General features: G+C 51.5%; 33 protein-coding genes. All 33 read left to right on the top strand.

Translation table 11 applies throughout. The annotated features are described in order from the left end of the window. Window positions 1-7 precede the first annotated feature (7 nt). The 33 genes from LX24_RS09355 (at window position 8) to LX24_RS09200 (ending at window position 21,666) form a co-directional block, all read left to right on the top strand. Window positions 8-214 (top strand): hypothetical protein, encoded by a 207-nt coding sequence (locus tag LX24_RS09355; protein ID WP_166511889.1) that lies wholly within the window; start codon window positions 8-10, stop codon window positions 212-214. 479 nt (window positions 215-693) lie between these two features. Then, entirely contained in the window at window positions 694-912 is a 219-nt protein-coding gene (locus LX24_RS09350; RefSeq protein ID WP_166511888.1) for a hypothetical protein, read from the top strand. Between the two features lie 100 nt (window positions 913-1,012). Continuing rightward, window positions 1,013-1,306, top strand: a complete 294-nt coding sequence (locus LX24_RS09345; protein ID WP_166511887.1) for a helix-turn-helix domain-containing protein — start codon at window positions 1,013-1,015, stop codon at window positions 1,304-1,306. A 341-nt stretch (window positions 1,307-1,647) separates the two neighbouring features. After that, the gene (locus LX24_RS09340; protein ID WP_166511886.1) at window positions 1,648-2,247 is read left to right on the top strand and encodes a host-nuclease inhibitor Gam family protein; all 600 of its coding nucleotides are present in this window, start codon (window positions 1,648-1,650) and stop codon (window positions 2,245-2,247) included. Between the two features lie 4 nt (window positions 2,248-2,251). Continuing rightward, on the top strand, window positions 2,252-3,286 hold the full coding sequence (bet, locus tag LX24_RS09335; protein ID WP_166511885.1) for a phage recombination protein Bet: 1,035 nt from the start codon (window positions 2,252-2,254) through the stop codon (window positions 3,284-3,286). Beyond that, the gene (locus LX24_RS09330) at window positions 3,286-3,579 is read left to right on the top strand and encodes a hypothetical protein (protein WP_166511884.1); all 294 of its coding nucleotides are present in this window, start codon (window positions 3,286-3,288) and stop codon (window positions 3,577-3,579) included. Before bet ends, LX24_RS09330 begins: the two co-directional genes overlap by 1 nt. A gap of 45 nt (window positions 3,580-3,624) precedes the next feature. Next, window positions 3,625-3,813, top strand: coding sequence for a hypothetical protein (locus tag LX24_RS09325; protein WP_166511883.1), 189 nt, complete (start codon window positions 3,625-3,627; stop codon window positions 3,811-3,813). Between the two features lie 89 nt (window positions 3,814-3,902). Further along, window positions 3,903-4,859 (top strand): phage replisome organizer N-terminal domain-containing protein, encoded by a 957-nt coding sequence (locus LX24_RS09320; protein ID WP_166511882.1) that lies wholly within the window; start codon window positions 3,903-3,905, stop codon window positions 4,857-4,859. Then, window positions 4,856-5,362, top strand: coding sequence for a replicative helicase loader/inhibitor (locus LX24_RS09315; RefSeq protein WP_166511881.1), 507 nt, complete (start codon window positions 4,856-4,858; stop codon window positions 5,360-5,362). The genes LX24_RS09320 and LX24_RS09315 overlap by 4 nt, the downstream gene beginning before the upstream one ends. 14 nt (window positions 5,363-5,376) lie before the next feature. After that, a complete protein-coding gene (locus LX24_RS09310) occupies window positions 5,377-5,691 on the top strand; it encodes a hypothetical protein (RefSeq protein WP_166511880.1) in 315 nt (104 codons plus the stop codon). Window positions 5,692-5,804: 113 nt separating this feature from the next. Beyond that, window positions 5,805-5,948 (top strand): hypothetical protein, encoded by a 144-nt coding sequence (locus LX24_RS14820; protein ID WP_207706579.1) that lies wholly within the window; start codon window positions 5,805-5,807, stop codon window positions 5,946-5,948. 42 nt (window positions 5,949-5,990) lie between these two features. Continuing rightward, window positions 5,991-6,764, top strand: coding sequence for a hypothetical protein (locus LX24_RS09300; protein ID WP_166511878.1), 774 nt, complete (start codon window positions 5,991-5,993; stop codon window positions 6,762-6,764). A gap of 3 nt (window positions 6,765-6,767) precedes the next feature. After that, window positions 6,768-7,010 (top strand): hypothetical protein, encoded by a 243-nt coding sequence (locus LX24_RS09295; RefSeq protein ID WP_207706578.1) that lies wholly within the window; start codon window positions 6,768-6,770, stop codon window positions 7,008-7,010. A 3-nt stretch (window positions 7,011-7,013) separates the two neighbouring features. Further along, the gene (locus LX24_RS09290; RefSeq protein WP_166511876.1) at window positions 7,014-8,666 is read left to right on the top strand and encodes a ParB/RepB/Spo0J family partition protein; all 1,653 of its coding nucleotides are present in this window, start codon (window positions 7,014-7,016) and stop codon (window positions 8,664-8,666) included. Between the two features lie 18 nt (window positions 8,667-8,684). After that, window positions 8,685-8,906, top strand: coding sequence for a hypothetical protein (locus LX24_RS09285; protein ID WP_166511875.1), 222 nt, complete (start codon window positions 8,685-8,687; stop codon window positions 8,904-8,906). Then, the gene (locus tag LX24_RS09280) at window positions 8,848-9,318 is read left to right on the top strand and encodes a RusA family crossover junction endodeoxyribonuclease (protein WP_166511874.1); all 471 of its coding nucleotides are present in this window, start codon (window positions 8,848-8,850) and stop codon (window positions 9,316-9,318) included. The genes LX24_RS09285 and LX24_RS09280 overlap by 59 nt, the downstream gene beginning before the upstream one ends. A gap of 14 nt (window positions 9,319-9,332) precedes the next feature. Continuing rightward, window positions 9,333-9,521, top strand: coding sequence for a hypothetical protein (locus LX24_RS09275; protein ID WP_166511873.1), 189 nt, complete (start codon window positions 9,333-9,335; stop codon window positions 9,519-9,521). After that, window positions 9,518-9,691, top strand: a complete 174-nt coding sequence (locus LX24_RS09270) for an AAA family ATPase (RefSeq protein WP_166511872.1) — start codon at window positions 9,518-9,520, stop codon at window positions 9,689-9,691. The genes LX24_RS09275 and LX24_RS09270 overlap by 4 nt, the downstream gene beginning before the upstream one ends. A gap of 55 nt (window positions 9,692-9,746) precedes the next feature. Next, complete coding sequence (locus tag LX24_RS09265; protein ID WP_207706577.1) at window positions 9,747-9,947, top strand: DUF2292 domain-containing protein; 201 nt, start codon at window positions 9,747-9,749, stop codon at window positions 9,945-9,947. A gap of 141 nt (window positions 9,948-10,088) precedes the next feature. Beyond that, complete coding sequence (locus LX24_RS09260; RefSeq protein ID WP_207706576.1) at window positions 10,089-10,559, top strand: hypothetical protein; 471 nt, start codon at window positions 10,089-10,091, stop codon at window positions 10,557-10,559. Continuing rightward, entirely contained in the window at window positions 10,483-12,171 is a 1,689-nt protein-coding gene (locus LX24_RS09255; RefSeq protein ID WP_166511870.1) for a phage terminase large subunit family protein, read from the top strand. Before LX24_RS09260 ends, LX24_RS09255 begins: the two co-directional genes overlap by 77 nt. 9 nt (window positions 12,172-12,180) lie before the next feature. Beyond that, entirely contained in the window at window positions 12,181-14,088 is a 1,908-nt protein-coding gene (locus LX24_RS09250; protein ID WP_166511869.1) for a portal protein, read from the top strand. Further along, window positions 14,063-14,185, top strand: coding sequence for a hypothetical protein (locus LX24_RS15140; RefSeq protein WP_279233198.1), 123 nt, complete (start codon window positions 14,063-14,065; stop codon window positions 14,183-14,185). The genes LX24_RS09250 and LX24_RS15140 overlap by 26 nt, the downstream gene beginning before the upstream one ends. Then, entirely contained in the window at window positions 14,182-14,427 is a 246-nt protein-coding gene (locus LX24_RS09245) for a hypothetical protein (protein ID WP_166511868.1), read from the top strand. The genes LX24_RS15140 and LX24_RS09245 overlap by 4 nt, the downstream gene beginning before the upstream one ends. A gap of 2 nt (window positions 14,428-14,429) precedes the next feature. After that, the gene (locus LX24_RS09240) at window positions 14,430-15,218 is read left to right on the top strand and encodes a hypothetical protein (protein WP_166511867.1); all 789 of its coding nucleotides are present in this window, start codon (window positions 14,430-14,432) and stop codon (window positions 15,216-15,218) included. Between the two features lie 13 nt (window positions 15,219-15,231). Then, window positions 15,232-16,353, top strand: a complete 1,122-nt coding sequence (locus LX24_RS09235) for an SU10 major capsid protein (RefSeq protein ID WP_166511866.1) — start codon at window positions 15,232-15,234, stop codon at window positions 16,351-16,353. 67 nt (window positions 16,354-16,420) lie between these two features. Then, a complete protein-coding gene (locus LX24_RS09230; protein WP_166511865.1) occupies window positions 16,421-16,738 on the top strand; it encodes a C2H2-type zinc finger protein in 318 nt (105 codons plus the stop codon). Continuing rightward, a complete protein-coding gene (locus LX24_RS09225; RefSeq protein WP_166511864.1) occupies window positions 16,731-17,144 on the top strand; it encodes a phage holin family protein in 414 nt (137 codons plus the stop codon). The genes LX24_RS09230 and LX24_RS09225 overlap by 8 nt, the downstream gene beginning before the upstream one ends. Next, window positions 17,141-18,328, top strand: coding sequence for a trypsin-like peptidase domain-containing protein (locus LX24_RS09220; RefSeq protein WP_166511863.1), 1,188 nt, complete (start codon window positions 17,141-17,143; stop codon window positions 18,326-18,328). The genes LX24_RS09225 and LX24_RS09220 overlap by 4 nt, the downstream gene beginning before the upstream one ends. Window position 18,329: 1 nt before the next feature. Continuing rightward, complete coding sequence (locus LX24_RS09215) at window positions 18,330-18,845, top strand: phage adaptor protein (protein ID WP_166511862.1); 516 nt, start codon at window positions 18,330-18,332, stop codon at window positions 18,843-18,845. A gap of 6 nt (window positions 18,846-18,851) precedes the next feature. Then, window positions 18,852-20,264 carry a hypothetical protein gene (locus LX24_RS09210; protein WP_166511861.1) on the top strand — a complete coding sequence of 471 codons (1,413 nt, stop codon included), beginning with the start codon at window positions 18,852-18,854 and terminating at the stop codon, window positions 20,262-20,264. A 12-nt stretch (window positions 20,265-20,276) separates the two neighbouring features. Next, window positions 20,277-20,702 carry a hypothetical protein gene (locus LX24_RS09205; protein ID WP_166511860.1) on the top strand — a complete coding sequence of 142 codons (426 nt, stop codon included), beginning with the start codon at window positions 20,277-20,279 and terminating at the stop codon, window positions 20,700-20,702. Window positions 20,703-20,715: 13 nt separating this feature from the next. Further along, window positions 20,716-21,666: a hypothetical protein gene (locus LX24_RS09200; RefSeq protein ID WP_166511859.1), complete on the top strand. Its 951-nt coding sequence runs from the start codon at window positions 20,716-20,718 to the stop codon at window positions 21,664-21,666. Window positions 21,667-21,677: the final 11 nt, after the last annotated feature.

The raw sequence follows: 21,677 nt of genomic DNA, 5'->3' as shown, positions 1-21,677 counted from the left end.
AGGGAAGATGGGGGAAAAGCAATGCGCCGTTGGTATGAATGAACATTCTGCAATCAAAAACATGCTGTTTAAGCAGATTGAGTTACTGCATGAGCAGATTGCAAAACGTTGTAGTTGGGGTCCAGAGGATATAAATACTACCGCAACCTACATTGATGCAGAAGCAAGGTTAATCGGCGCTTATATGCGATTAACTTTTCCTAACGTCTATTAATTCGCTCAATTTCACGTTGAATTAGGGGGTGCCACAGGTACAGAAAACCAAGCAGCGGAAGGCCCAAAAGCCGGTCACATACAAAGTGCACTACCTGCCCTGCAGCCTGCCGGTTGAGGAGCAACGCCGGAGATTCAAGCAGGGTATACGGGCCTTAAATAATATGATCGACGAGCACGAGATGCTGGTAAGAAAGGGAGTGATAAGCAAATGAGCCGGTGGCGCTGGAATCATGAGCGCTGCCGGCCACTGCAAGCATTATGGCTAGCGCTGGGGGCGCTGTGCTTGACGCCAATATGGCTGTTATTTCTTCGATAGGAGGTTTAACAATGGAGGTTTGTTTAGAGCGTTTTTCCGTACCGGGGCCGTATGAGTTAACACGGCCCGTGCCTCAAGTAACCTGTCCGCGTTGCGGTACTCCATCAACCGGGCTATGCCGTGACTGCCGGTTAGATCACCTGGCATATGAGGTACAGTACATGAGCACGAAGGAGTTCCTGGATCGCCTTGACGATACCATGGATGGCTGCCAGAAGAACTTTTTCGCAGAGGCCAGGAACACCATCGCGCTGGAATACTATGAGACTGAAACGTGGCAGTTGGAAAAGGCGTGTGAATTACTAGAAGCCAAGGGATGCACGTACAACAGCACAAAAGAGGGCGTGATTATTTATTTGCAAGTGGCAGATTTTCTATAAGGAGGGAGTAGACCCGACCAACTGGTACCAGCCGGCCGGGTATGGGGAGGTATGCAGGGAGGTTATGCATCTATTACACCACGGGAGGAGGTGGATGTAAATGTCAGCGCAGGCTAAGAGTATGTCAATTAGTCGGCCAAGTGTGTATATGCTGGCTAGAATTGGTGCTGGTTACCGGAGCAGAGAAGCTGCGGTGGAGGACCTGCCAATGAGCGAAAGTACACTGACGCGTATCGAACTGGGTAAGAAAAAGCCTTCCGCAGAGGAAATTGCCGCAATGGCCGCAGTTTATGGCCGCCGGGATTTACTTTACTTGTATTGTAGGATTTGCCCGATCTGTGAAGAGATAGAAAGGCAAAAAAATAAAACCCCTTGCAGGGGCCAGATAAGCTGATAACTCAGTATACCACGGAAGTGGTGTGCTGGGCAAGGAAGGGGAACTATGTGAATTACAAAAACATAAACAGAGACTTCCGGCCTTATGTGCTAATTGGCGCAATAACCGGAATAATTGAGCATATGAACGACACTGGCATGAGCGCGGAAAAGGCTATTGAGAAAATACGCGCTGAGTTGAAATCCTTTGAGACAGCCGAAACAGCGAAGCAAAATTAACCACACCGGCAGCCCAGCCGGAACATTGGCCGGATGAGATTAAACAAAGGCAGGTGAGAATCACCGCCTTGGATATCAGCTATTCCGGCTGGGGTGTCTTTTTGGAAAAGGAGGGTAAATATGGATAAAGCGTTAGCACGTTTGGATGATTACCTTATACAGATGATTGATACCTTTGAACAGCAAGGTCAAACGGTGGAAACAATCATTATTGGCGGTAAACCCAGGTTCCAGATTGAAACCAAGGAGCATGCCATTTGGGCGCTAAGGAAAATAGCGGCTATCGAACGAGCCAGGAAGGAGGCCCAGGAAGCCGCACAGGCGGAGATTTACCGTATTCAAGACTGGCTGGCAGGGGAGGAAAAACGGGCCGACCAGGCACGGGAATACCTGGACATGTTGTTGGAGGATTATCACCGGCGGGTACTGGCAGAAAGTCCGAAGATGAAAACCATCAAACTCCCCCACGGGGAGCTGCAAATAAGAAAACAGCAGCCGGAGTATGTCAAAAGCGACGATGCCGTGAAGGTGTGGGCGAAGGAAAACAGGCCGGAATTGTTAGTGCCGCAAGAACCAAAGCTCGATTGGGCCACCTTGAAAAAATCACTGCAGGCCACCGGCGATGGCCGGGCTGTTGATGTGGAAACGGGCACCGTGGTGCCGAGCGTGGCCATAACCGAGCGACCGCCGAAATTCACCATTAAGTTGACGGGGGTGTAAGGCAATGACGCAAGCTTTAACACTGGCCGGGCAGGGGGTACAGGCCCCCGCAGTCCCGGCGGGGCAGCTTACCAGAGAACAAATAGAGTTGGTAAAGCGCACAGTGGCCTATGGTGCCAGCGACAGCGAGTTGCAGTTGTTTTTATACACCGCTAAACGGCTGGGCCTGGACCCGCTTTCCCGTCAGATACACTTTGTAAAGCGGCGGCGCAAGAACCCGGACACGGGTCAATATGAGAACACGGCCACCATCCAAGTAGGCATTGACGGCTTTCGTATTATTGCTGACCGTACCGGTAAGCTGGCCGGGATTAAGCGGGGCGTAATAAAGGACAGCAAGGGCAATATAACCCACGGGTGGGCGGAAGTGTACCGCAAAGATTGGTCAGAGCCGGCCCGGGAAGAAGCCCCGTTTAAAGAATATTGCCAACTAACCAGGGATGGTAGGCCCGCTGGCCTGTGGGCTAAAATGCCGGAAACCATGATAAAAAAGTGTGCTGAAGCGGCTGCGTTAAGGATGGCGTTCCCTGCTGACTTGTGCGGAGTATATAGCGATGAGGAGATGGGACAGGCAGATAATGAGCATCAAGTGCCTCCACCACAGACAAAACAAACATCACGCCGGGAGCTGTCACAGCAGCCGGCCAAAATATTCTGCCAGGAGTGCGGGCAAGAGGTACTAGCCACACCCAAGGCCACCGCTGCCCAGGTAGCGGAGTTCGGTAAGAAGCAGTTCGACAAAGTGCTGTGCCAGGAGTGCGCACAGCCTAAAATTGAGGCTCTGCGCAACAAGAGCAACGGTAATCAAAACAGCCAGGCCGAGGACGGCGGCCCAAACTGGCCGGTGTTTTGGGCAGCAGTGAAAGACTGGGGCTATACCAATGAATCTGTCCATGATGAGGCCAGACGATACTTAAACATGCCTGACTTGGTAAGCCTTACGGAAGGCATTAAGATGCAGGATGATCTGGACAGTTTTATGGATTACTTACGGTCGCTAGCTGAGATACCCTTCAGGGAAGCGGAGCTTCCAGCGTAATGAGCAGGCCAGCACCGAAGATTAACCCCAAGGTGGCCGCCCGGATCCGGGCCAGGGAAGCCGAAGCCCTGGCCGCCGGGTGGGCCTTCGGGGATTTGTGGGAAAGCCGGTTTTGGCATCTGGTGAACAGGCGAAACCGGCCCGGCTTGGCTGCGCTGATGCGCCCGGGGGACAAGCTGGGGGCTATAACAAAAGATTATATAGAAATCGTTCACCGGTCCGGGGCGGTAAACAAGTTCTATCACCCAGACCGGGACAAGCCTGGAGAGAAAAGAGTTGTAGCGGGTGCCTAATCCGCATGGTACCCGCTATTTGTATACCTATCGGAGGTGGAATATTTGGGCAGAAAGAACAGACGTTACCTAACTAGCGAGCAAATGGCCAGACATCACCAAGAAATGCGGCAGGCCCAAAAGAAACTGCAAGCGTGGCAGAGGGCCAGGGGACACTTGAAGCCGGTGCTACGGGGGTTTACCGAGCGGCAAACGAAAGACAAGAAAGTAGGGGCCTTACTCCTCTTCAAGTAATCTTTTTAAAAGACTTTTAAATTCATCAACATTCTTGTCGCAAACATGTCGCAAGTAATTGATCAATAATTTCGCAAAGGGGAATTCAAATGCCAAGTGGCCGCGATTGGTTTCGCCTTTATAACAGAATGACACAGGACCCTAAAATACAACATCTCTCAGACTATGAATTTAGGCTAATCATACATATCTGGTGCCTGGCTTCAGAATCAAGCGAACGGGGAGTTGTCTATGTGGCACCAGGGGTTGGGTATGAGCCTGAAATATTAGCACGTGGGGCAGGATGTCGTGAAGGCGATCCTGTCGCTGCGCTTGGTGTTATGGAAAAGTTGCAGCTAATTAAGGTTGATGATAATGGCGTTATCCATATTAACAACTGGGACAAGCTGCAGTATGAATTTAAATCCTGGACACCAGAAGCACGAAGAAAACAAAAGGCCAAAGAACGAAGTCGCAAGAAGCTGGAAAGTCAACAGCCACAAGGTGTTAACGGTGATACAAACAGCAGTAATGCAAACATGTCGCAAGTAAGTCGCAACACAGATACAGATACAGATACAGATACAGATACAGATACAGATACAGATACAGATACAGATACAGATACAGATACAGATAGTAATAAAAACATATGTGTGTTTGACGGCCCGAACCCGGATGAAAATGCCCCGGCTGAGAAACCCGAAAAGGGTGGAGCGCAGCGCAAGGCTGGCAAAGGCAATTATTCACCTGAGTTTGAGGAGTTCTGGTCCTTCTATCCACGCAGGGTTGAAAAGCAGGGTGCATACAAGGCATGGAATACCAGGCTTAAAGAGGGTGTATCGCCTGATTTGCTAATAACTGCGTCCAAAAACTACGCCATTAGTTGCAGAGAAAACGGCACCGAGGACCGGTTTATTAAGCACGCCAAGACGTTCCTGGGACCGAGTAAACCGTATGAGGATTATTTACACGGGCCAATTTTAAACAACCACAGAGCGCCACCGGCAGAACCCAAGGGGTTTAAGGCGCTGCGTGAGTACATCTCCGAGGAGGGTATACATTGACTGAAAAAGAGGCTATCACCTTGGTGGGAATGCTATTTGCCGCATACCCGAAGTTTGAAGCGCCTAAGGCCACAATAAAGCTGTATCAGCAGTTTTTGCAGGACCTTGATTTTAACCTGGCCAGGGCTGCAGTGACTAAGCATATTGCTGTAAGTCAATATTTCCCCACAATTGCCGAATTGCGTGATGCTGCTTTATCACTCACCAACAAAACGCCAAGCGCATCAGATGCCTGGTGTGAAGTTATGGAGCAAATCTCCAAGATTGGATCTTACGGAGCGCCTAAGTTCAGCCACCCGGCGATTAAAAAGGCGGTTAATGCTATCGGGTGGACAAACCTGTGCTGGTCGGAGGAAATAGGAGTTGAGAGAGCCCACTTTTTGAAAATTTATGAAGTCTATCGCAAGCGCGAAGTTGAAAACGCTAAAATACTGCCGTTGTTTAAAAAGTTAGGACTTAAAATGCCAGAAATGCCGGCGTTGCCGGAGGAAACAGTTAGTTAACTGGAGGGTGAAAAATGATTGCATTGCAAAGCGGCTTAGAAGGTCAGATATGGCAAATAATTCTTGATTCATACCGCTATGACGAGGATACGTATTTGTTCTTGAATGACTTTAGGAATCAAGGGGCTGCCCGCTGGGCGTTGCAAAGAGCCCGGAACATAGAAAGTGACTTGGTGTTTATGAAATACCGTCAGGGTATAAATATTCCGAATGGGACAATCAGGGATGCCAATATTGTACGCCGTGTGTTGGAGCTGGCCGCTTATGGTGCTGATAGTGGCAAATACTTAGGGCCAAGTGATGATCGGTTGGTAAGGGGTGTGGTATGAGGGAGATTAAGTTTAGGGGAAAGTCCTCAAAAACAAGACAATGGTTTTATGGCGACATATGCCACCATGACGGAGTGGTATCACATATAAGCCAGCATCCTGCCGATGGTTCAATGGTAATACATGACTTAATCCCTGAAACCATTGGCCGGTACACCGGACTTAGCGATGTAGTGGAGTATGACGAAGAAGGTTTCTGGATACCGAATAGCAAGGTTATCGGCAACATCCACGATAACCCAGAGCTAATGCTCTAACCATCAATACGCAACACCACGCGAATAAAAAGGGGTGGTACGATGGGCCTTGACAACTACACCCGCTGCCAGCTTGGCGAGCCGCACACGGACGAAGACCTGGAGTCTGCCAACGGGCCGGTGGTCACGTACCACCTCAGCCCGGAGGAGATAGCTAAGCGGTACGGGCCACCGCAAAAAATGCAGCGCAAGTCCCGCAAGCCTAAGCTGGACAAGAAAAGCCTAGCTGATATGTTGCGGCGCGAAACCGTGGGGATTGTAGCGAGAAAAAACATGATACCCAAGCGGCAGCTGCTAATTATGTGTGAAAAATACGGCCTTAAACTGGACAAAAAAGGCCGGCTAAAGGAGGATAAAAACGTGGATATTCAAAGCAACGACAATACCCAAACTACTAACGGTGGGTTTAAGACTTACCCCGAGGATGCAGGGCGGAAAAAGACCAGGCTTGAAGTTGCACGGGAGAAGCTCAGCAAAGAAAAATACCTGAAGCTAAAGGGTGAGGACCTAAAAGACAAGGAGATCATGGAACAGTTTGATATTCCCAATGATGTGTTTTACGTGCTGAAAAAAGAGTGGGGATTGACGGGCGATAAGGCCGGAGAAACCACCGTTACCAAGATGACCATTGCTAAAGCAATTAAGCTACGTGAAGAAACGCAAAATGAGGTTTCCTACGCCGAGAAAGTTATAAGCCCTGATATTAAGCAAGTGGCCCCGAAGCTGGCGAAGCTATTATTTGACCACCTGGAAGAACATAGCGCCAAACTGAGCCACATTGACAAGGTATTCGATACCGTGGAAATCGAGGTGTAGGACATGGCCCAGGCTGCGAAAAAGGCGAAGGTGCAAGAATCCATTCTGGCCGTGCTGGGCCGCAAACCCCACAAATCCCGAAAGAAGCCACAGAATCCGTTTGAGCCGGCGCCGCTGACGGCACCGCCCAGGCCAAAGCCGCTGAGCCTGGCAAAGCGCATGGAGAATCCCATTGTGCGGGTGGATGTGCAGACGGGTGAGGTGCTAGTAAGCAGGATAAGGGAGCACTGGGCGAAGGAGGAATAACCGGTGGGAAAGTTGATGTATATACCCGTGGATATGATATACCCGAACCCGCGCAACCCCAGGAAAAACTTTGACCCGGAGGCTATGGCGGAGCTGGTTTCCAGCGTCCGCCAGGTCGGGATTTTGCAGCCGGTGGTGCTGGTCCGGGACGAGGACGAAACCGTAACCCGTTACCGCCTGGTTGCCGGCGAACGCCGGTACCGCGCTGCCCGGGAAGCGGGTATGACGGAACTGCCGGCAGTGGTCAGGGAACTTACCCCGGAGCAGGAACTGGAAGTGATGATCATAGAGAACCTGCAGCGCCGGGATATTGACCCCATCGAAGAAGCCCAGGGGATGAAAGCCCTCCTGGAGGAAGGTGGGTACACCCAGGAGGCCCTGGCCGAAAAGCTGGGGTGTAGCCAGGGACACATTGCGAACCGGTTGCGACTGTTACGGCTACCCGAGGAAGTGAAGGAGAATATTTCACGTAAAATAATTTCCGCCGGCCATGCCCATGCCCTGCTGAAACTGGAGAAGGCGCCGGCGATGATGAAAAAGGCGGCCGAAGTGATGGCTGAAGAAAAGGTGTCGGTGGCCAAGGCTCAGGAGGCAATAGCAAAGGTTATTGCCGATCAGGGCAAGCCGCTGTTTAATGATTATGACAGTAAGCCGGAGTTTAAGACCAAGGGCTGTGAGAAGTGCGAATATCGTGTTATGGGTAACCAGTGGGGATACGGGGAGGATAAACCATACTGCATAAAACCTAGCTGCTGGGAAAAAAAACAGCAGGAAGTCAGGCAGGCCCGGGAACAGGCCCTTTTGGACCGGGTGAAAAAGGCAGAAAAGAAAGGCCAGGGCGTGCTTGAACTGGACAAGTTCGACTGGAACCAGTATGAAGTATTCATGGATTACAAAACCGAAGGCATGGACTTGTCCGAATGTGAGAGTTGCGAACATAAAAAAGTGGCCAAGCGGTCATTTTGGGATGAACTGACCGAGGCGTGTTTTCAGCCATCATGTTTCAAGAAAAAACAGATGGCCGCAACCCGGGAGAGGAACAAGGAGGCCCGGGAAGCCTTCAAAAAAGAGGCTAACCAGATCGGCATTATGGCCGGGCTAAAAGCGGCGCGGGTGGTTAAAAAGTTTAGTGTTAACCTACCCGCTGCCGTGCTGGATAAACCTGAACTGGTTTACATCGCGGCCATGATCTTAGCATGTGTTAAACCGTGGGAAGATCGGAAAATCACCTTATATCGGTATCTGCAGAATAAATACGGTTGGGAACATGACGTGCTAAAGCGCGGGGATTACGGGCTAACACAGAATGATTGGGACACTTTTCACCAACTGCTTGATACGCTGACAGATGAACAACTGTTGGAACTTATATTTGAATGGCCGGCTGTGGCCCACGGCCTGGACGGTGCCCCGGGGTGGATACTGCAGCGGGAAACGAAACCGAAAGAGGAATCAAAATCTGAGGAACGCTCGGAAATTGAGGAATCCGAATTTGACACGATATCCGCAGCAACGGGCAAGCTTAAACGCTGCGGGGACTGTGCGAACATTGATGAAGAAAATATTTGCGCTTATTACGGCTTTGAAAGACCTTCGCTACCCCAACACTGCCCACATTATCGCTTGCGCTCTGGTTTGGATAAGCAAGCTATTTAGTGAAATGGGGATTGAGCTGTGCTTAAGCCAGGCGATCGGGTCCGCATTCGCTGGGGGCAGAACAGGGGAAAAACCGGTGTGTATCTACATGACTACCGTGGCAGAGCCGTGGTGCAGTATGGGCCGTCATATTACCACATAACTAAATTGCAGTATGCCAATATTGAGAAGGTGGATGAAAATGACAAGGATCGGCGAGGCCCGGGCGCGGGAGTTGGGGTTGCTTCCCGGCCAGGCTAAGAAAAAGAAGACGGTACGTGTATCGCAAGTTCAGTGGGATGCACGTCACATTCCCGGAGGCGTATGGATACAGGTGCCACATGTACCGCCAAGTCTGAACGTATGGAAGAACTGGCACTGGGCGAAGCAGCAGCGGTACAAGCAGGATTTGACCGAGGCAATCCGCGGTCTGGTATTGGCCATGAAGTTGCCCAGGTACCGCCGGGCTACAGTGCAGGTGATAATCTATTTCCCGGTGCGGCGTATCAGGGACCCCGCGGACAATTACAACCAGAAGTTTCTCATGGATGCGCTGGTACGGGGCGGGATTTTGGAGGACGACCGTGGGGATTGGGTACGGGTGATGGTGCCGAAGTTGGACATTGACCGGGACAGGCCGAGGATGGAGGTATTCGTGTGGGGTTTTGATTGAGGGGGGTGGTTAGGTTGGCATGTCAACATAAACGTCCTGGCCGAACGGCGCGACTAGAGCGCCAGCGCCGGGCAAGGGAACGGGCGAAGCGCCGCTTGGCGATAGTAGTGCATTTTCCGCAGCGCTGGGACCCGGAGCGGTACGATGGCATTAGCCCCGGGATGTGCGTGGCCTGGGCGGATGGAAGGGAGGCCACCGGATGAAAATCGGGTTATGCGGTGCGCAGGGTACAGGGAAAACCACCCTGGCCCGGGCACTTGCCCGCGAGCTAGGCTTACCGCTAATTGAAGAGCAGGTCCGGTTGGTGGCCCGAGAAATGGGCATTGAAAATCCCCGGGCGTTAAAGGGGAATCCGGAGCTGGGGGGACAATAACACAATGTCCAGTTTGCAAAACCAGCCATGAAACGACAGCAGCGGGGGTGATAAATTGGCCGGGGAGGTTATAGCCATGAAGAAAACCGGGGGCAGCAAAACTGAATACCAGGCGGTAATGCTGCACCCGGTGGAGAGGCGGTTTGTGGAGTACCTGCGGAAGCTTCGGTATGCCAACCTGGAGGTGAAGGTGCAGGATGGGCTGCCGGTGATGGCTGAGAAGGTGACCGAGAAGGTGAAGTTTACGGATAATTAACCATTGACATAAAACACTTATTCCTGGTATTATTATGCAAATAAATACTTGGCTGACCAGAAAACTGGAGGCCGACATTGTTTCGTTTAGACGCGAGCAGTGTCGGCCTTTTTGCGTTTATGGATGGAGGTGGTGGTGAGATTGGCTAAATACAGAACTCTACAACAAAAAAAGAGGGCTTTTCTTGCCGCCTTTGCGGAAGTTGGAAACATTACACGGGCGGCTGAAATAGCCGGAATCGACAGAAAAAATCATTACGATTGGATGAAAAACGACCCGGATTACCCGGAACTTTTCTATGAGGCAGACCAACAGGCATGTGATCGACTGGAACAGGAGGCCAGACGCAGAGCTGTAGAAGGTGTGCAAAAGCCAGTATTTCAAGGTGGGAAACAAGTTGGGGTGGTGCAAGAATACAGCGACACTCTGCTCATATTTCTCCTTAAAGGGGCAATGCCCGAGAAGTACAAGGAGCGTGTACACCAGGAGCACACCGGCAAGGGAGGCGGGCCGATACAGCACGAGGTGGATTTAAGTGGCTTATCCGATGCAGAACTTGACGCGCTTATCAGTGAGGCAGCGAAAGGAATTACTGGCCAAGGCGCTGATTGAGAAACGGGCCCGGACTGACATTATCTCCTGGATATTACACCGGGGGATTAAAAACGAAAAGGGCCTGCCGATGGAGTTTGGCCAGCACGCATTTTTACTGCAGCCATACCGTGATTGGAGTCCGCGCCTGGTGTGTATAAAAGCTGCTCAAATTGGCTTTTCCACGATGGCCATACTAAAAACAATATGGGCAGCGGGAAAGCAAGCACGTAACTGCATCTACACCCTGCCCACTGACGACGATGTGAGGGCCTTCGCGAAATCCAAGGTGCTGCCGATGATTCGGAACAATCCGGCACTGGAAGGCATGATTAGCTCCGAGGTGGACAGTATTTACCAAAAGCAAGTTGGAGACGCGCATATATTCTGGCAGGGCACCAAGGGCCAGAGCAAGGGCATTATGATTACCTCTGACCTGAACGTGCATGACGAGCTGGACCGCAGCGACCTTGCCACAGTAGAAACCTACGAAAGCCGTGTTGCCCACAGCGATTATAAAGGGCGCTGGATATTCTCTAACCCCAGCCGGCCAAAGGTGGGGGTAGACATCTACTGGCAGCGGTCAGACAAAAAACAATGGCATATCAAGTGCCCGCGCTGTAACGAGTGGCAGCCGCTGGATTATTTCGTGAACGTGTGCAAGGAGCGCCGGAAGTTCATATGTCGCAAGTGCCATGAGGTATTACCGGATGAGGTCAGGCTTACCGGCGAGTGGGTACCGGAGCATCCCGGCCGGGATTGGTCGGGGTACCATATCAGCCAGCTCATGGCACCGTGGATTACTGCCAAGGAGATCATTGAGGCCGAAGAAACCAAGACCCAGGAGTATTTCTACAACTTCGTGCTAGGCCTGCCGGTGATCGGCGGTGCTAACCAGGTGAGCCGGTCGATTATCCTGCAGTGCTGCACAGAGCAGGCACCAGCGGGCCGATGGAAACTACTGGGCGTGGATGTGGGGAAAGTCCTGCACTGTGTGCAAGGCACCGAAAACGGGATTACACGGGTTTTCACACTGCCGGGCTGGGATGACCTACACGCTTATATCCGGTCGCAGGGTATCAACCTTACGGTGGTGGATAACGCGCCGGAAACCGAAGAGGCGGCGAAGTTCTGCCGGCACTTCCGGGGCAGGGCGTTCCGCTGTATTTACGACTACGACAATGAGCGGGAGGAAATGATCGAATGGTCGGATATTATGCAGGCCAAAACAGTGCGCCAGGACAAAGAGGGCGTTGTTTGGGCGCACCGGACCCGGTTGATTGACCACACCATCAGCGTGTTTGATACCGGCGAGATTTACGTTTACATCCACCCGAATGACCCGCAGTTGGTTGGTAAAGGTAAACCGGGTGTGATCGAAAATTGCCTGTGTGACCACTGGGAGACGCTGTACACCGTGGGTGCGGATGGGCAGGATGTGAACATCGTAAAGAAGGACCGCATGGGGAATGTAATTCGTACGTGGGAAAACAGCGGGCCGGACCACTTTGCACATGCCACTGTTTACTATGAGATCGCAAGGCAAAGGAAAATGCCCACCAGGAGAATGACGGAGAATATTAAGCGAGGGCAGCCGCAGGTTGTGGCTGCAAGTAGTATTACTGGATATTAGGAGGCCGCCATGCCGGACATTTATGATTCCCGGGAGACAACTGCAGAACTAATCCAGCGTTTCTACTATGCTGAATCCTGGAGGCAACAATACGATACCCGCGCATTGGAGTGGTATAAGCTATACGTTGGCTGGCGTGATGCGCTGCCGAAGGCATTGCAGGGCCGGTCAAACCTGCACATACCGCGTACCTATGAGGAAATAGACACACTCCGGAGCCGGTTCTTAAAAGCACTGTTCAGTAGCAGGCCATACATTGACTTCCTGCCCAGGCCCAGGGCGGCGGTATCACCGGAACAACTGCAGGAGATGGAGGCCAAAGCAAAGATTGCCGGCGCTATCCTGGATGACCAGCTAGCGGCCATTATCCCGGCGTTCTACGATTTCATTACCTGTTTCCTAGTGTACCCGGCGGCCATTGCCTCCATTGGCTGGCGCTACGAGGTACGCAAAGTTAAGACCAAGCAGCAAAAGCTTATCCCCCCTACGTTCATGGACCAGGTGCGGGCAGCACTGCAGGGTGCGCAGGCCCAGCCGACTATAGTCATGGAGGAAGTGGAGCAAGAGGTTGCGGAGTATGACGACAATGATTTCCAACCGGTGGACTTCTTCGACTTCTGGCCGGACCCCCGGGGGCGGGATATAGATTCCTGCCGGTTCTGCTTTCAACGTGAATGGCTGACGGTGCCGGAACTGCAAGCAAAATTAGCTTTACTCAAGCGGGCAGGTGGCGGCAAAGTATACGAGCCGCAGGACTGGAACGCCCTGGCCGGTGCTGCCGGTGAGCTGCAGGATGGCCGGGAGGATCGGCTTGCTGCTATTGGCCTTGGCAGCGATAGTACGCAAGGGTACTGGCGGGAGCCCAAGAAGGGGTATCTCATGGAGGTGCTGCACTATTGGGAGGATGACCGGCACGCTTTGCTGGTGAACCGCACAGAAACCCTTTATGATGGGCGGAACCCTTACCACCGGCACGGCAAGAAACCGTTTATTGCGACCAGCTTTGACCCGTTGCCGGGCGAGTTTTACGGACTGAGTGCGGTGCAGCTTATTGAACACCTGCAGCACGAGCTTAACACCACGCGGAACCAGCGCATTGACAACGTGAGCCTGGTGCTAAACCGCATGTGGAAGGTGCGCCGGTCAGCGGATATAAACCCGAACGAGCTTATTTCCAGGCCCCATGGCGTTGTATGGGTGGATAGCCCGGATGACGTAACCGAGCTGAGCATGAATGACGTAACCTCTAGCAGCTATAACGAGGAGCGAATCATCAAGGAGGACATGGAGAACGTGATTGGCGTTCCGGCGGTGGTGCGGGGTGCTGAACCACCCGGAAAGCAGACGGCCACGGAAGTGGTTACCAAGAACACCAGTGCCGGATTCAGGTTCGACGTAAAGGTGATGCTGTACGAGGCCCTTTGTCTGAAGCGTATGGCCTACCTCATGGATTGCAACAACCAGCAGTTCATCGACCAGGCCCGGCTGGTGCGGGTGTATGGTGACCAGGGCATGGAGTGGAAGCGGATCGAGCCGTGGGAAATCCTTGGTGAGCATGATTACGCACCGGCGGGCAGCAGCGTTGACCCGATGGCCAATAAGGAAATTCGCCGGCAACAGCTTAACGAGCTACTTATGATTGTATCTCAAAACCAGCTTGTTGCGCAGCATGTTAAGATACCCGAATTGATTAGGCTACTCATTCAGAGCTATGATATCCGGTCGGTAGATAAGCTCCTGCTAACACCCGAGGAGCTTGCTCAGCAGCAGTTAGCGGCAATGGTACCGCCGGGAGTTCCACCGGGCGCACCTCCGGAGCAGCCAGGGGCAGCGCCACCGATGGGGCCGGATCAGTTGGCAGCACTACTGCAAATGATTGGAGGTGGGCAGGGTGGCCCGCAAGGTAACCAAGGGTAAGAAAGCACCCCCGAAAGGCAAACAAAAGGTGCAAGACCAGCAGATGGCCGGGTTTGCGGTAGCCGCGCTAAAGAAAGCGGGGCGTAAGAAGAAATGAGCCAAGATATGCAAATTGGCCAGGCCCTGGAGGATATGGCCCGGTCTGCTGGATGGGGATATGTGGAGCAGTACATCCAAGACCAGATTGGGGCACGCTTGAAGGACCTGGAGCGCAAGGAATTTGTGGATTTAGCCCGGGTGGCTCGGCTGCAAGGAGAGATAGCCGGGTTTAGGGCAATCAATACATACCTGCAAGACCGTCTACGTAGATACCGCGAGGCGCTGCAGAAAGGAGACTAAATATGCCAACTGATGATCAAATGATTAAGGATATTTTTGGTGGGGATACCGGAGATCCCGCCCCCAACAACGATAATGACCCGGAACTGAAGAAGGCCCCGGAGCAAGACCCGGACACGCCGCCGGAAGAACCGGAGCAAGACCCGGAACCGGAAAAACTTTACGCCGGTAAATATAAGACCGTTGAGGAACTGGAAGCTGCCTACAAGGAAGCTGAACGAGGATTCCACAACGACCGCCAAGAGAAGGCGGAGCTAAAGCGCCAGCTTGATGAGCTAAAGGCAATGCTGACACCCAAGCCGAAGGAGCAAGACCCGAAGGAATACCGGGAAAAGCTAATTGAGCGATTGATGGAAGCCCCGGACGAGGTTGTAACCGAGCTGGCTGAACAAATAGCTGATCGGAAACTTCAAGAGCGCCTTGGGCCGGTTATGCCGGTTATACAGCAGCAGATAGTTAATAACCAAGTGCAGCAGTTTATGTCGGCAGTGCCGGATGCAGTTGAGTATGCCAATGACATGGCGGCCATTCTGCAAGCTAAGCCCGACCTCATTAACCAGCCCGGCTGGTTGGAAAAGGCTTATATGCAGGCAAAGATAGCCCGATTGGAGGCAAAAGTAAGTAAAGCCACCGGTGATGATAAAGCTGCCCAGGCAGCGGCAGCTAAGCAGGCGGCGGCCATGCCGAAGGGCGGCAAAGGCGAGCCGCCGAAGCCGGAAACCGAGGAAGAAAAGATGCGTAAAGCGATTTTTGGCGATTTTAACGGAAAGAGGAAAATGTTTGATTTCTAAAGGAGTGGTTTAAATGCCGCCTGTATTGACCTTTGATTTAGATACACAACGGCGGGACCTTGACGTTGCCCGTGATATTGCCCGGTATATGCCGGACGAAACCCCCTGGACTGTTATGTTACTGCAAAGCCGGAAGAAAGGCACCCAAACCGCGCAGTTCTTCTGGTGGGAAGAGGACGTATATGGCTACTGGACCCAGGTGAATAGTGGGGCAGGCTATGATGACACCGCCACTGATATTGTGGTGGACGATGCTTCAATTTTTGCTCCCAAGGATATCCTAAAAATCCCGCGCACCGGTGAGGTTATGTTTGTCAGCGCTGTCAACACTGGCACCAACACTATTACTGTTATGCGCGGGTACGGTGAAACGGCAGCTGCGGCCATTAACGACGATGATTACGTATTGTGCTTGGGTAACGCGATGGAGGAACGGTCCAGCGCGCCGCAAGAAAAAATTCTGCAACCTGTCAAGATGTATAACTACTGCGGTATTACACGTACAACTTTTGGAGGTTCCGGCACGGTGCTGGCGGAGCAACAGGTGACCAACGAGCAGGAGCGGGCGCGGCTGACCAGGGACAAGGGTGTGGATCACCGGTTGTCCCTGGAGCGAATGTTGCTGTTCGGTGAGCGGAAAGAGGACGCTACGAACAAACGGCGCATGAGCCGCGGCATTGAAAAGTTCATTACCACAAACGTTTACGATGCCGGCGGGGAAATGACCGAAGCTGACTTTGACCAGAACGTATGTGAACCCGTGTTTAAGTACGGCACCAAACGTAAAGTGCTGGTAGCCTCTCCCCGTATGGTGTCCATTATCAACGGCTTTGCCAAAGATAAGCTTCAGGTTTCCCAGGGCGCCAAGGAGTACGGTCTGGATCTGCAAGAGTATATCTCGCCGCATGGCCGCTTGGTGATTGCACCTTCGCGCATACTGGAGCAGTATTACGCCTACCACAGCTTTGTCATTGACATGAAATACGTGTCCTTCCGTGCACTGCGGGATACCAAGTTGCGGCGTAATATTCAGGCCCCGGACGTAGACGGCTTCCTGGACGAGTATTTAACCGAGGCCGGGTTGGAGTTCCGGGTGGAAAAAGCCCATATGACGATTAAAAACGCTACTGGCTAAAAGGTGGGGCGGGTAATCGCCCGCCCTATATTTATTTCACGTGAAATATCCTAAAGGAGTGGTTTAGATGGCACAGTTTATTAGCACATACCAGGGGATTAGATACAAGATACCGGAAAGCGACAAGGTAGCAAAGTTTGAGCGGGGTAGGCTGTCTACTAAAGACGAGCAGGTTATTTCATACCTGCGGGAGCATCAGGATTACGGGTGCACGCTGACCGAGGTGGAGAGCCCTTCCGGAGCTATGACTGTAGATGTGCATTTTTGCCCGGTGGAGGGGTGTGACAAGGTGTTCAAAAGTCAACAGGCGCTGGCAGCGCACATGAGGACGCATAAGCAGGACGACAACTACGATAAGGATAACGGAGGCAATGCCGATGGATAGTCTGGCCAGTTACCTGACCGCCGCTAAGCGGGTAATAATTGCGGTCGGTACCGCAATTACCACTTTTCTAGGAGGCTGGGACATGGCATTAAAAGTGCTGGTCATATTCGTTGTATGCGATTATTTGACCGGCCTGGTGGCGGCATGGTACCAGGGAGAGTTAAACAGCAACACTGGATTCAAGGGCATTGCAAAGAAAATCCTTTTATTTGTACCCATTGCTGTTGCTTACTGGTTGGACCAAGTTACCGGGCAGGATATACTTCGCAGCCTGGCCATATGGTTTTACATAGCAAATGAGGGCTTAAGTATACTTGAAAACTTGGGCCGAGCGGGGGTGTCTATCCCGGTACCGTTACACGAAGCACTTGAACAGCTCAAAAATAAAGGCAGTGGTGCGAAATGAGTATAAGACTATTTCAATGGCCAAAGGGTACCAAGTTTAATAAGCGTAAGTCAACTGATTATATAGTCGTGCACCACAGTGCCAGCGGTGATGTCCCGGCCGCGGAAATACACCGCTGGCATTTGGCTAAAGGATGGCTTGGTATTGGCTATCATTACATTATCCGTGCTGACGGTACAGCTGAGGAAGGCCGCCCACATTGGGCCGAAGGTGCCCATGTGCTAGGCAAAAACGGCGTTTCGCTGGGCATTTGTCTTACCGGGAGCTTTGAGCATCACAGGCCAACCACAGCACAGGTTGATTCGCTGGTGCGATTAGTTAAGAGTTTGCAGCAGCTTTACCCGGATGCAAATATAGTGGGGCACAAGCATTTAATAGCCACGGCTTGTCCGGGCCGCCTGTTTCCCTGGGATGTATTGCAAAAACGTTTACAGGAGAGTGAAGGAATGAGTTTTAAGGATTTAGATAAATGCTGGTACCCTGACCTTGCCAAAAAAGCTGTTGAACTCGGCTTGGTGGCCGGTATTCAGCGTGAAGATGGCTTATATCTGGCCCCCAAGGAACCGCTGACCCGTGAGCAGGGCTGGATTATGGACCTGCGGCAACATGCTATGTTAGACAATGTGTGGAAGATACCGGATATGGTGAAAAAGTATTTGCCTTCGGTGGTGCGAATTTGGGCTAAGGGCGGGCAATATCAAACAGTTGGCAGTGGTAGTTTTGTGTCACCATCTATAATTTTAACCAACGCTCATGTGGTGGGCAACAATGCCACCGTTTCCGTGGATACTCATGATAACCACTCGGATACTGGCAAGATGCAGGGCAAGGTAATCAAGAGGGACGAATACATTGACCTCGCCTTGGTGCAAATTGACCGCCAGTATACGCCCTTAAAACTGGCTGACGGGGCGATACACGGTGAGTTTTGCCTTGTACTGGGCAATCCCGGCGGTGAATGGCAAAGCGTTACTGCTGGGATTGTGAGCCATAATGACCGTGGCGATTATATTGAAACAGATGCGCGGATTAATCCGGGCAATAGCGGTGGGGCTATGCTGAATGCCAAGGGTGAGCTTATTGGTGTACCGTCACACAAAATAGCACTTGACCATTCGTGGGATAACCAAAACTATGCCATTCGGATAAGTAGGGTTAAGGAGTTTATTAAAGGGGTGGTTTAGAATGACTGCCCAGGAGATTATCACATATACGGCCGAACGGCTGCTAAAAAAAGCAATGGATACAGCGGACGGTCTTGGCTGGTTAAACGATGCCTTGGAGGATATGGGCGTTGATGCTGGGCTGTTTAAAGAACAGGCTATCGTTTCTGTAGCAGGAGTATGGAACGATTTGCCCGCCGATTGCCTGAAAGTATATGAGGTACGGGACAGTACCGGATGCGATTATTACGGTTGGGAGGCGGACAGGAAGCGGATCCGGTTGGCAGATGATGGAACGTTTACTTTGCGCTATTACCGCCCGCCTATTGCCCTTGCTGATGGGGAGCAGGTGCCGGAGTGCCCGGAGGTATTCCACCGGGCACTGGCTTATTATATAGCTTACCGGTTCGAGGCCCGGGACTTCCCCGGGGAAAATGCTACCCTGGCTTGGCTTTCAGAGTACCAGACTAGGCTGGAACGGGTCAGGACACAGTTGCAGAAAAATGCCAAGCTTGTTAATGTGCGTGTTTGGAGGTAGTTGAAATTGGCAGTGCAGGAATGGGAGATCATGGACTTTTCCGCAGGGCTTATTGACCGGGTTGATGATAACCTGTTGCCGGATAATGCAGCTAAGGACTGCCAGAATTTCATAAGCAGGAAAGTGGGCAGCATGAAACCACGCCCCGGCCAGGCCCGGCTTAACACTGCCGCACTGCCAGGGCCTGTGCAGGGTTTACATGCTTATTACTACGGTGATTTTTTCGGCGAAAACCGCAAATTGGTGGTGGCTGCCGGTGGAGTGGTAGCCTATTGGGATCCGGACACGCAGTCTTTTGTAAACCTTAAAACGGGCCTTGATGTCGGCGCTTTGACTTGTTTTGAAACCTGTGCAAACTACATGGTAGCATTTAACGGTGTGAATGCACCTTGGAAATATGACGGCGCTGATGTTTCTACACTTGCCGGCGCGCCCGAGGACGGCCAGTTTTGCGTACTACACAAGGAGAAACTGTTTACTGTGCCAACATCTGAGCCGTCAACTTTGAGGTGGTCAAATAGCTTTGCCCCTGAAACATGGGAGGCAGTGAATTATTGGGACATACGCAAAGGTGATGGCGATAAAATTACCTGCTTGCGCAGCCACTTGGGGGAATTGGTGATTTTTAAACGCCGGTCACTGAGCGTGCTGAGGGGAACGAGCTTGGATGATTTCCGCCTGGATGAAGTAGACGCCCGGGTGGGTTGCACCGGTCCCTTTGCGGCGGCTGCTGACGGTCCCTATTTATATTTTGTCAGCGATGAAGGAATATGCGTTTTTAACGGGGCGCGGGTGGTTAATTTGTCTCGGGAGTTTATTCCGAATTTATGGAGCACAATCAACACGGAACAGTTACATAAAGCTGCAGTAACGGTATGGGATGGGTTAGTTTGGTTTGCCCTTCCAGAGGGGTCTAGCCTACATAACAACTTAGTCATAGCTTATATTCCACCCGCTGACGGGGCGGCGGGCGGCAAGTTCTGGCCCTGGCGTGGTATAAAAGCTTCTTGTTTTCAGGCGTATAACAATGGCGAGCGCCTATTGTTATACAGTGGTGATGCTGTATCAGGTAATGTAAACCAGCAGGATGTGGGAACGGATGACTTTGGTAACCCTATTGAGGCGTACTGGGTTGGTAAGACGTTCGCTATCGGTGAAGCGGATAAGAAGAATCGCTTTTTGCGGGCGTTTATACAGGACAGCCCCGGCGCCAATGATGTTGACTTGCAGGTGACCATTGATTATGGCCAGTTTGCTTCCCTGGTGCCAGATGGTGGGGATGAACTGGTGCGGAGGTATAACTTTTATAGCACGTATAACGGACGGTACCTGCAGCCTAAGCTAATGTATTCAGGTCTAGGCGGCTGTGAAGTGCGGGGCCTAAAGGTGCTCTACAAACCGTTTGGCAGGGCTTCGTAGGAGGTGTTATAGATGGCACGTGAGCAGGATGTTTTTCAGTTACCGGTGAGGTTTTTTGACCACACCCGGCCCGAGGATTTCGCTTTGGCAGTGCAGCGTTGTTTTATTGAAGTGGAACGGATGTTAAGCCAGTTACAGCTTTACGCCAAGCAAGCCACCGGCGGGGCGGTAAAGGATCTGCCTTCCCGTGCCAATGTGTGGGACAGGTCAGGTAGTATTAACGAGGATGGCACTTTTGATACAAGTAAGCTGAGTGATAAATTGGTTGGCCTCCAGCACGAATTGCAGTTGGCTGAACAGGCGGTTACCGAAGCAAAAATTGCTGTCGGGGCCATTAAAACCCCTCACATTGCTGATGGGGCAATTACCAATATGAAGTTGGCGGCTGAGGCCGTCTTAGATCAAAAAGCAAACTGGTCTACTCATAGACTGTATTAGGGGGTTATGGATAATGAACATAATGTTACCACAAAGCACTCAGGCTTTGATTATGCGTGAACGCGAAAAAATGTTAAACGGTGCAGTAAAGCTGGTTAGCCGGATGGTTGAGGAAGTGTCTAATTCCATGCTAGATACTTCTGATACAGGCCAACAGGAATGTATTGATGTTAAACCCGAAATTTCTGAAGATAACAGTATCGACAAGGCTGTGGAAAAAGCTTTGGATTCCAGGTTAAAAGCCTTACTACATGACGTTGATTACAGAATTAATCTGTTGTATGAAGTGCTTGACCGTGCCGAGGGTAAGCCGGTAAACAGGGTGGGTTCAAGGGATTTGAATTTAGCAACTCACATACTGGACGGCTATTCTTTTACAGCTAACTCACCAAGTGCTGGAAGTGTTTCTTGGGCTGGGTGTCATATTGTTTACAAAGGTCAAGACCACACCATTCAAGATGGTAATACAGATAAGAAGTACATTTATTGGGATAATGACACTCCTACACAATTTAAAACCAGTGATACACAACCGGAATTAGATGCGGACGATGTATTAGTTTGTATAAATGAGGGTGGCCATCCGAACGTATTATTGGCACCCGGAAAATTGATTTCTGGGTCAGCATTGATGAATGGTACTGTGGGTAGTGCACAGTTGTCCAGCGGGGCGGTTATAGCAGGTAAGATTGCCTCAGGGGCTATAAATGCGGCTTCGCTGTTTGGCTCCGGCGTTGTAAATTCAACAGCTTTGGCTAGTAATTCCGTAACGGACGCCAAGATAGCTGATGGGGCTGTTAAGGCTGGTAAGATTGCGGCTGGTGCTATAAATAACAGTTCTATTTTCGGAACCGGCGTTGTTGAAGCAGGAGCCATAAAGGATGGTGCTATAACCGGCTCTAAAATAGGGGCAGGTGCTATTGGAGAAAGCAACCTAAACATTGCACAACATATGCTTTATTAGTGTGGTGAAAA

The sequence above is a fragment of the Desulfallas thermosapovorans DSM 6562 genome (assembly GCF_008124625.1).
Taxonomy (GTDB): Bacteria; Bacillota; Desulfotomaculia; order Desulfotomaculales; family Desulfallaceae; genus Sporotomaculum; species Sporotomaculum thermosapovorans.
The sequence above is the reverse complement of the archived record's forward strand: the minus strand, read 5'-3'. Positions and strand labels throughout refer to the sequence as shown.

Bases quoted from the DNA above. Each gene is read 5' to 3' on its own strand.
- LX24_RS09270 (WP_166511872.1), top strand. From the start codon at position 9,518: ATGAAAATCGGGTTATGCGGTGCGCAGGGTACAGGGAAAACCACCCTG.
- bet (WP_166511885.1), top strand. From the start codon at position 2,252: ATGACGCAAGCTTTAACACTGGCCGGGCAGGGGGTACAGGCCCCCGCA.
- LX24_RS09220 (WP_166511863.1), top strand. From the start codon at position 17,141: ATGAGTATAAGACTATTTCAATGGCCAAAGGGTACCAAGTTTAATAAG.
- LX24_RS09280 (WP_166511874.1), top strand. From the start codon at position 8,848: ATGACAAGGATCGGCGAGGCCCGGGCGCGGGAGTTGGGGTTGCTTCCC.
- LX24_RS09240 (WP_166511867.1), top strand. From the start codon at position 14,430: ATGCCAACTGATGATCAAATGATTAAGGATATTTTTGGTGGGGATACC.
- LX24_RS09330 (WP_166511884.1), top strand. From the start codon at position 3,286: ATGAGCAGGCCAGCACCGAAGATTAACCCCAAGGTGGCCGCCCGGATC.
- LX24_RS09340 (WP_166511886.1), top strand. From the start codon at position 1,648: ATGGATAAAGCGTTAGCACGTTTGGATGATTACCTTATACAGATGATT.
- LX24_RS09205 (WP_166511860.1), top strand. From the start codon at position 20,277: ATGGCACGTGAGCAGGATGTTTTTCAGTTACCGGTGAGGTTTTTTGAC.
- LX24_RS09295 (WP_207706578.1), top strand. From the start codon at position 6,768: ATGGCCCAGGCTGCGAAAAAGGCGAAGGTGCAAGAATCCATTCTGGCC.
- LX24_RS09300 (WP_166511878.1), top strand. From the start codon at position 5,991: ATGGGCCTTGACAACTACACCCGCTGCCAGCTTGGCGAGCCGCACACG.
- LX24_RS09215 (WP_166511862.1), top strand. From the start codon at position 18,330: ATGACTGCCCAGGAGATTATCACATATACGGCCGAACGGCTGCTAAAA.
- LX24_RS09235 (WP_166511866.1), top strand. From the start codon at position 15,232: ATGCCGCCTGTATTGACCTTTGATTTAGATACACAACGGCGGGACCTT.
- LX24_RS09250 (WP_166511869.1), top strand. From the start codon at position 12,181: ATGCCGGACATTTATGATTCCCGGGAGACAACTGCAGAACTAATCCAG.
- LX24_RS09350 (WP_166511888.1), top strand. From the start codon at position 694: ATGAGCACGAAGGAGTTCCTGGATCGCCTTGACGATACCATGGATGGC.
- LX24_RS09245 (WP_166511868.1), top strand. From the start codon at position 14,182: ATGAGCCAAGATATGCAAATTGGCCAGGCCCTGGAGGATATGGCCCGG.
- LX24_RS09230 (WP_166511865.1), top strand. From the start codon at position 16,421: ATGGCACAGTTTATTAGCACATACCAGGGGATTAGATACAAGATACCG.
- LX24_RS09355 (WP_166511889.1), top strand. From the start codon at position 8: ATGGGGGAAAAGCAATGCGCCGTTGGTATGAATGAACATTCTGCAATC.
- LX24_RS09345 (WP_166511887.1), top strand. From the start codon at position 1,013: ATGTCAGCGCAGGCTAAGAGTATGTCAATTAGTCGGCCAAGTGTGTAT.
- LX24_RS09225 (WP_166511864.1), top strand. From the start codon at position 16,731: ATGGATAGTCTGGCCAGTTACCTGACCGCCGCTAAGCGGGTAATAATT.
- LX24_RS09200 (WP_166511859.1), top strand. From the start codon at position 20,716: ATGAACATAATGTTACCACAAAGCACTCAGGCTTTGATTATGCGTGAA.
- LX24_RS09310 (WP_166511880.1), top strand. From the start codon at position 5,377: ATGATTGCATTGCAAAGCGGCTTAGAAGGTCAGATATGGCAAATAATT.
- LX24_RS09320 (WP_166511882.1), top strand. From the start codon at position 3,903: ATGCCAAGTGGCCGCGATTGGTTTCGCCTTTATAACAGAATGACACAG.
- LX24_RS14820 (WP_207706579.1), top strand. From the start codon at position 5,805: ATGGTAATACATGACTTAATCCCTGAAACCATTGGCCGGTACACCGGA.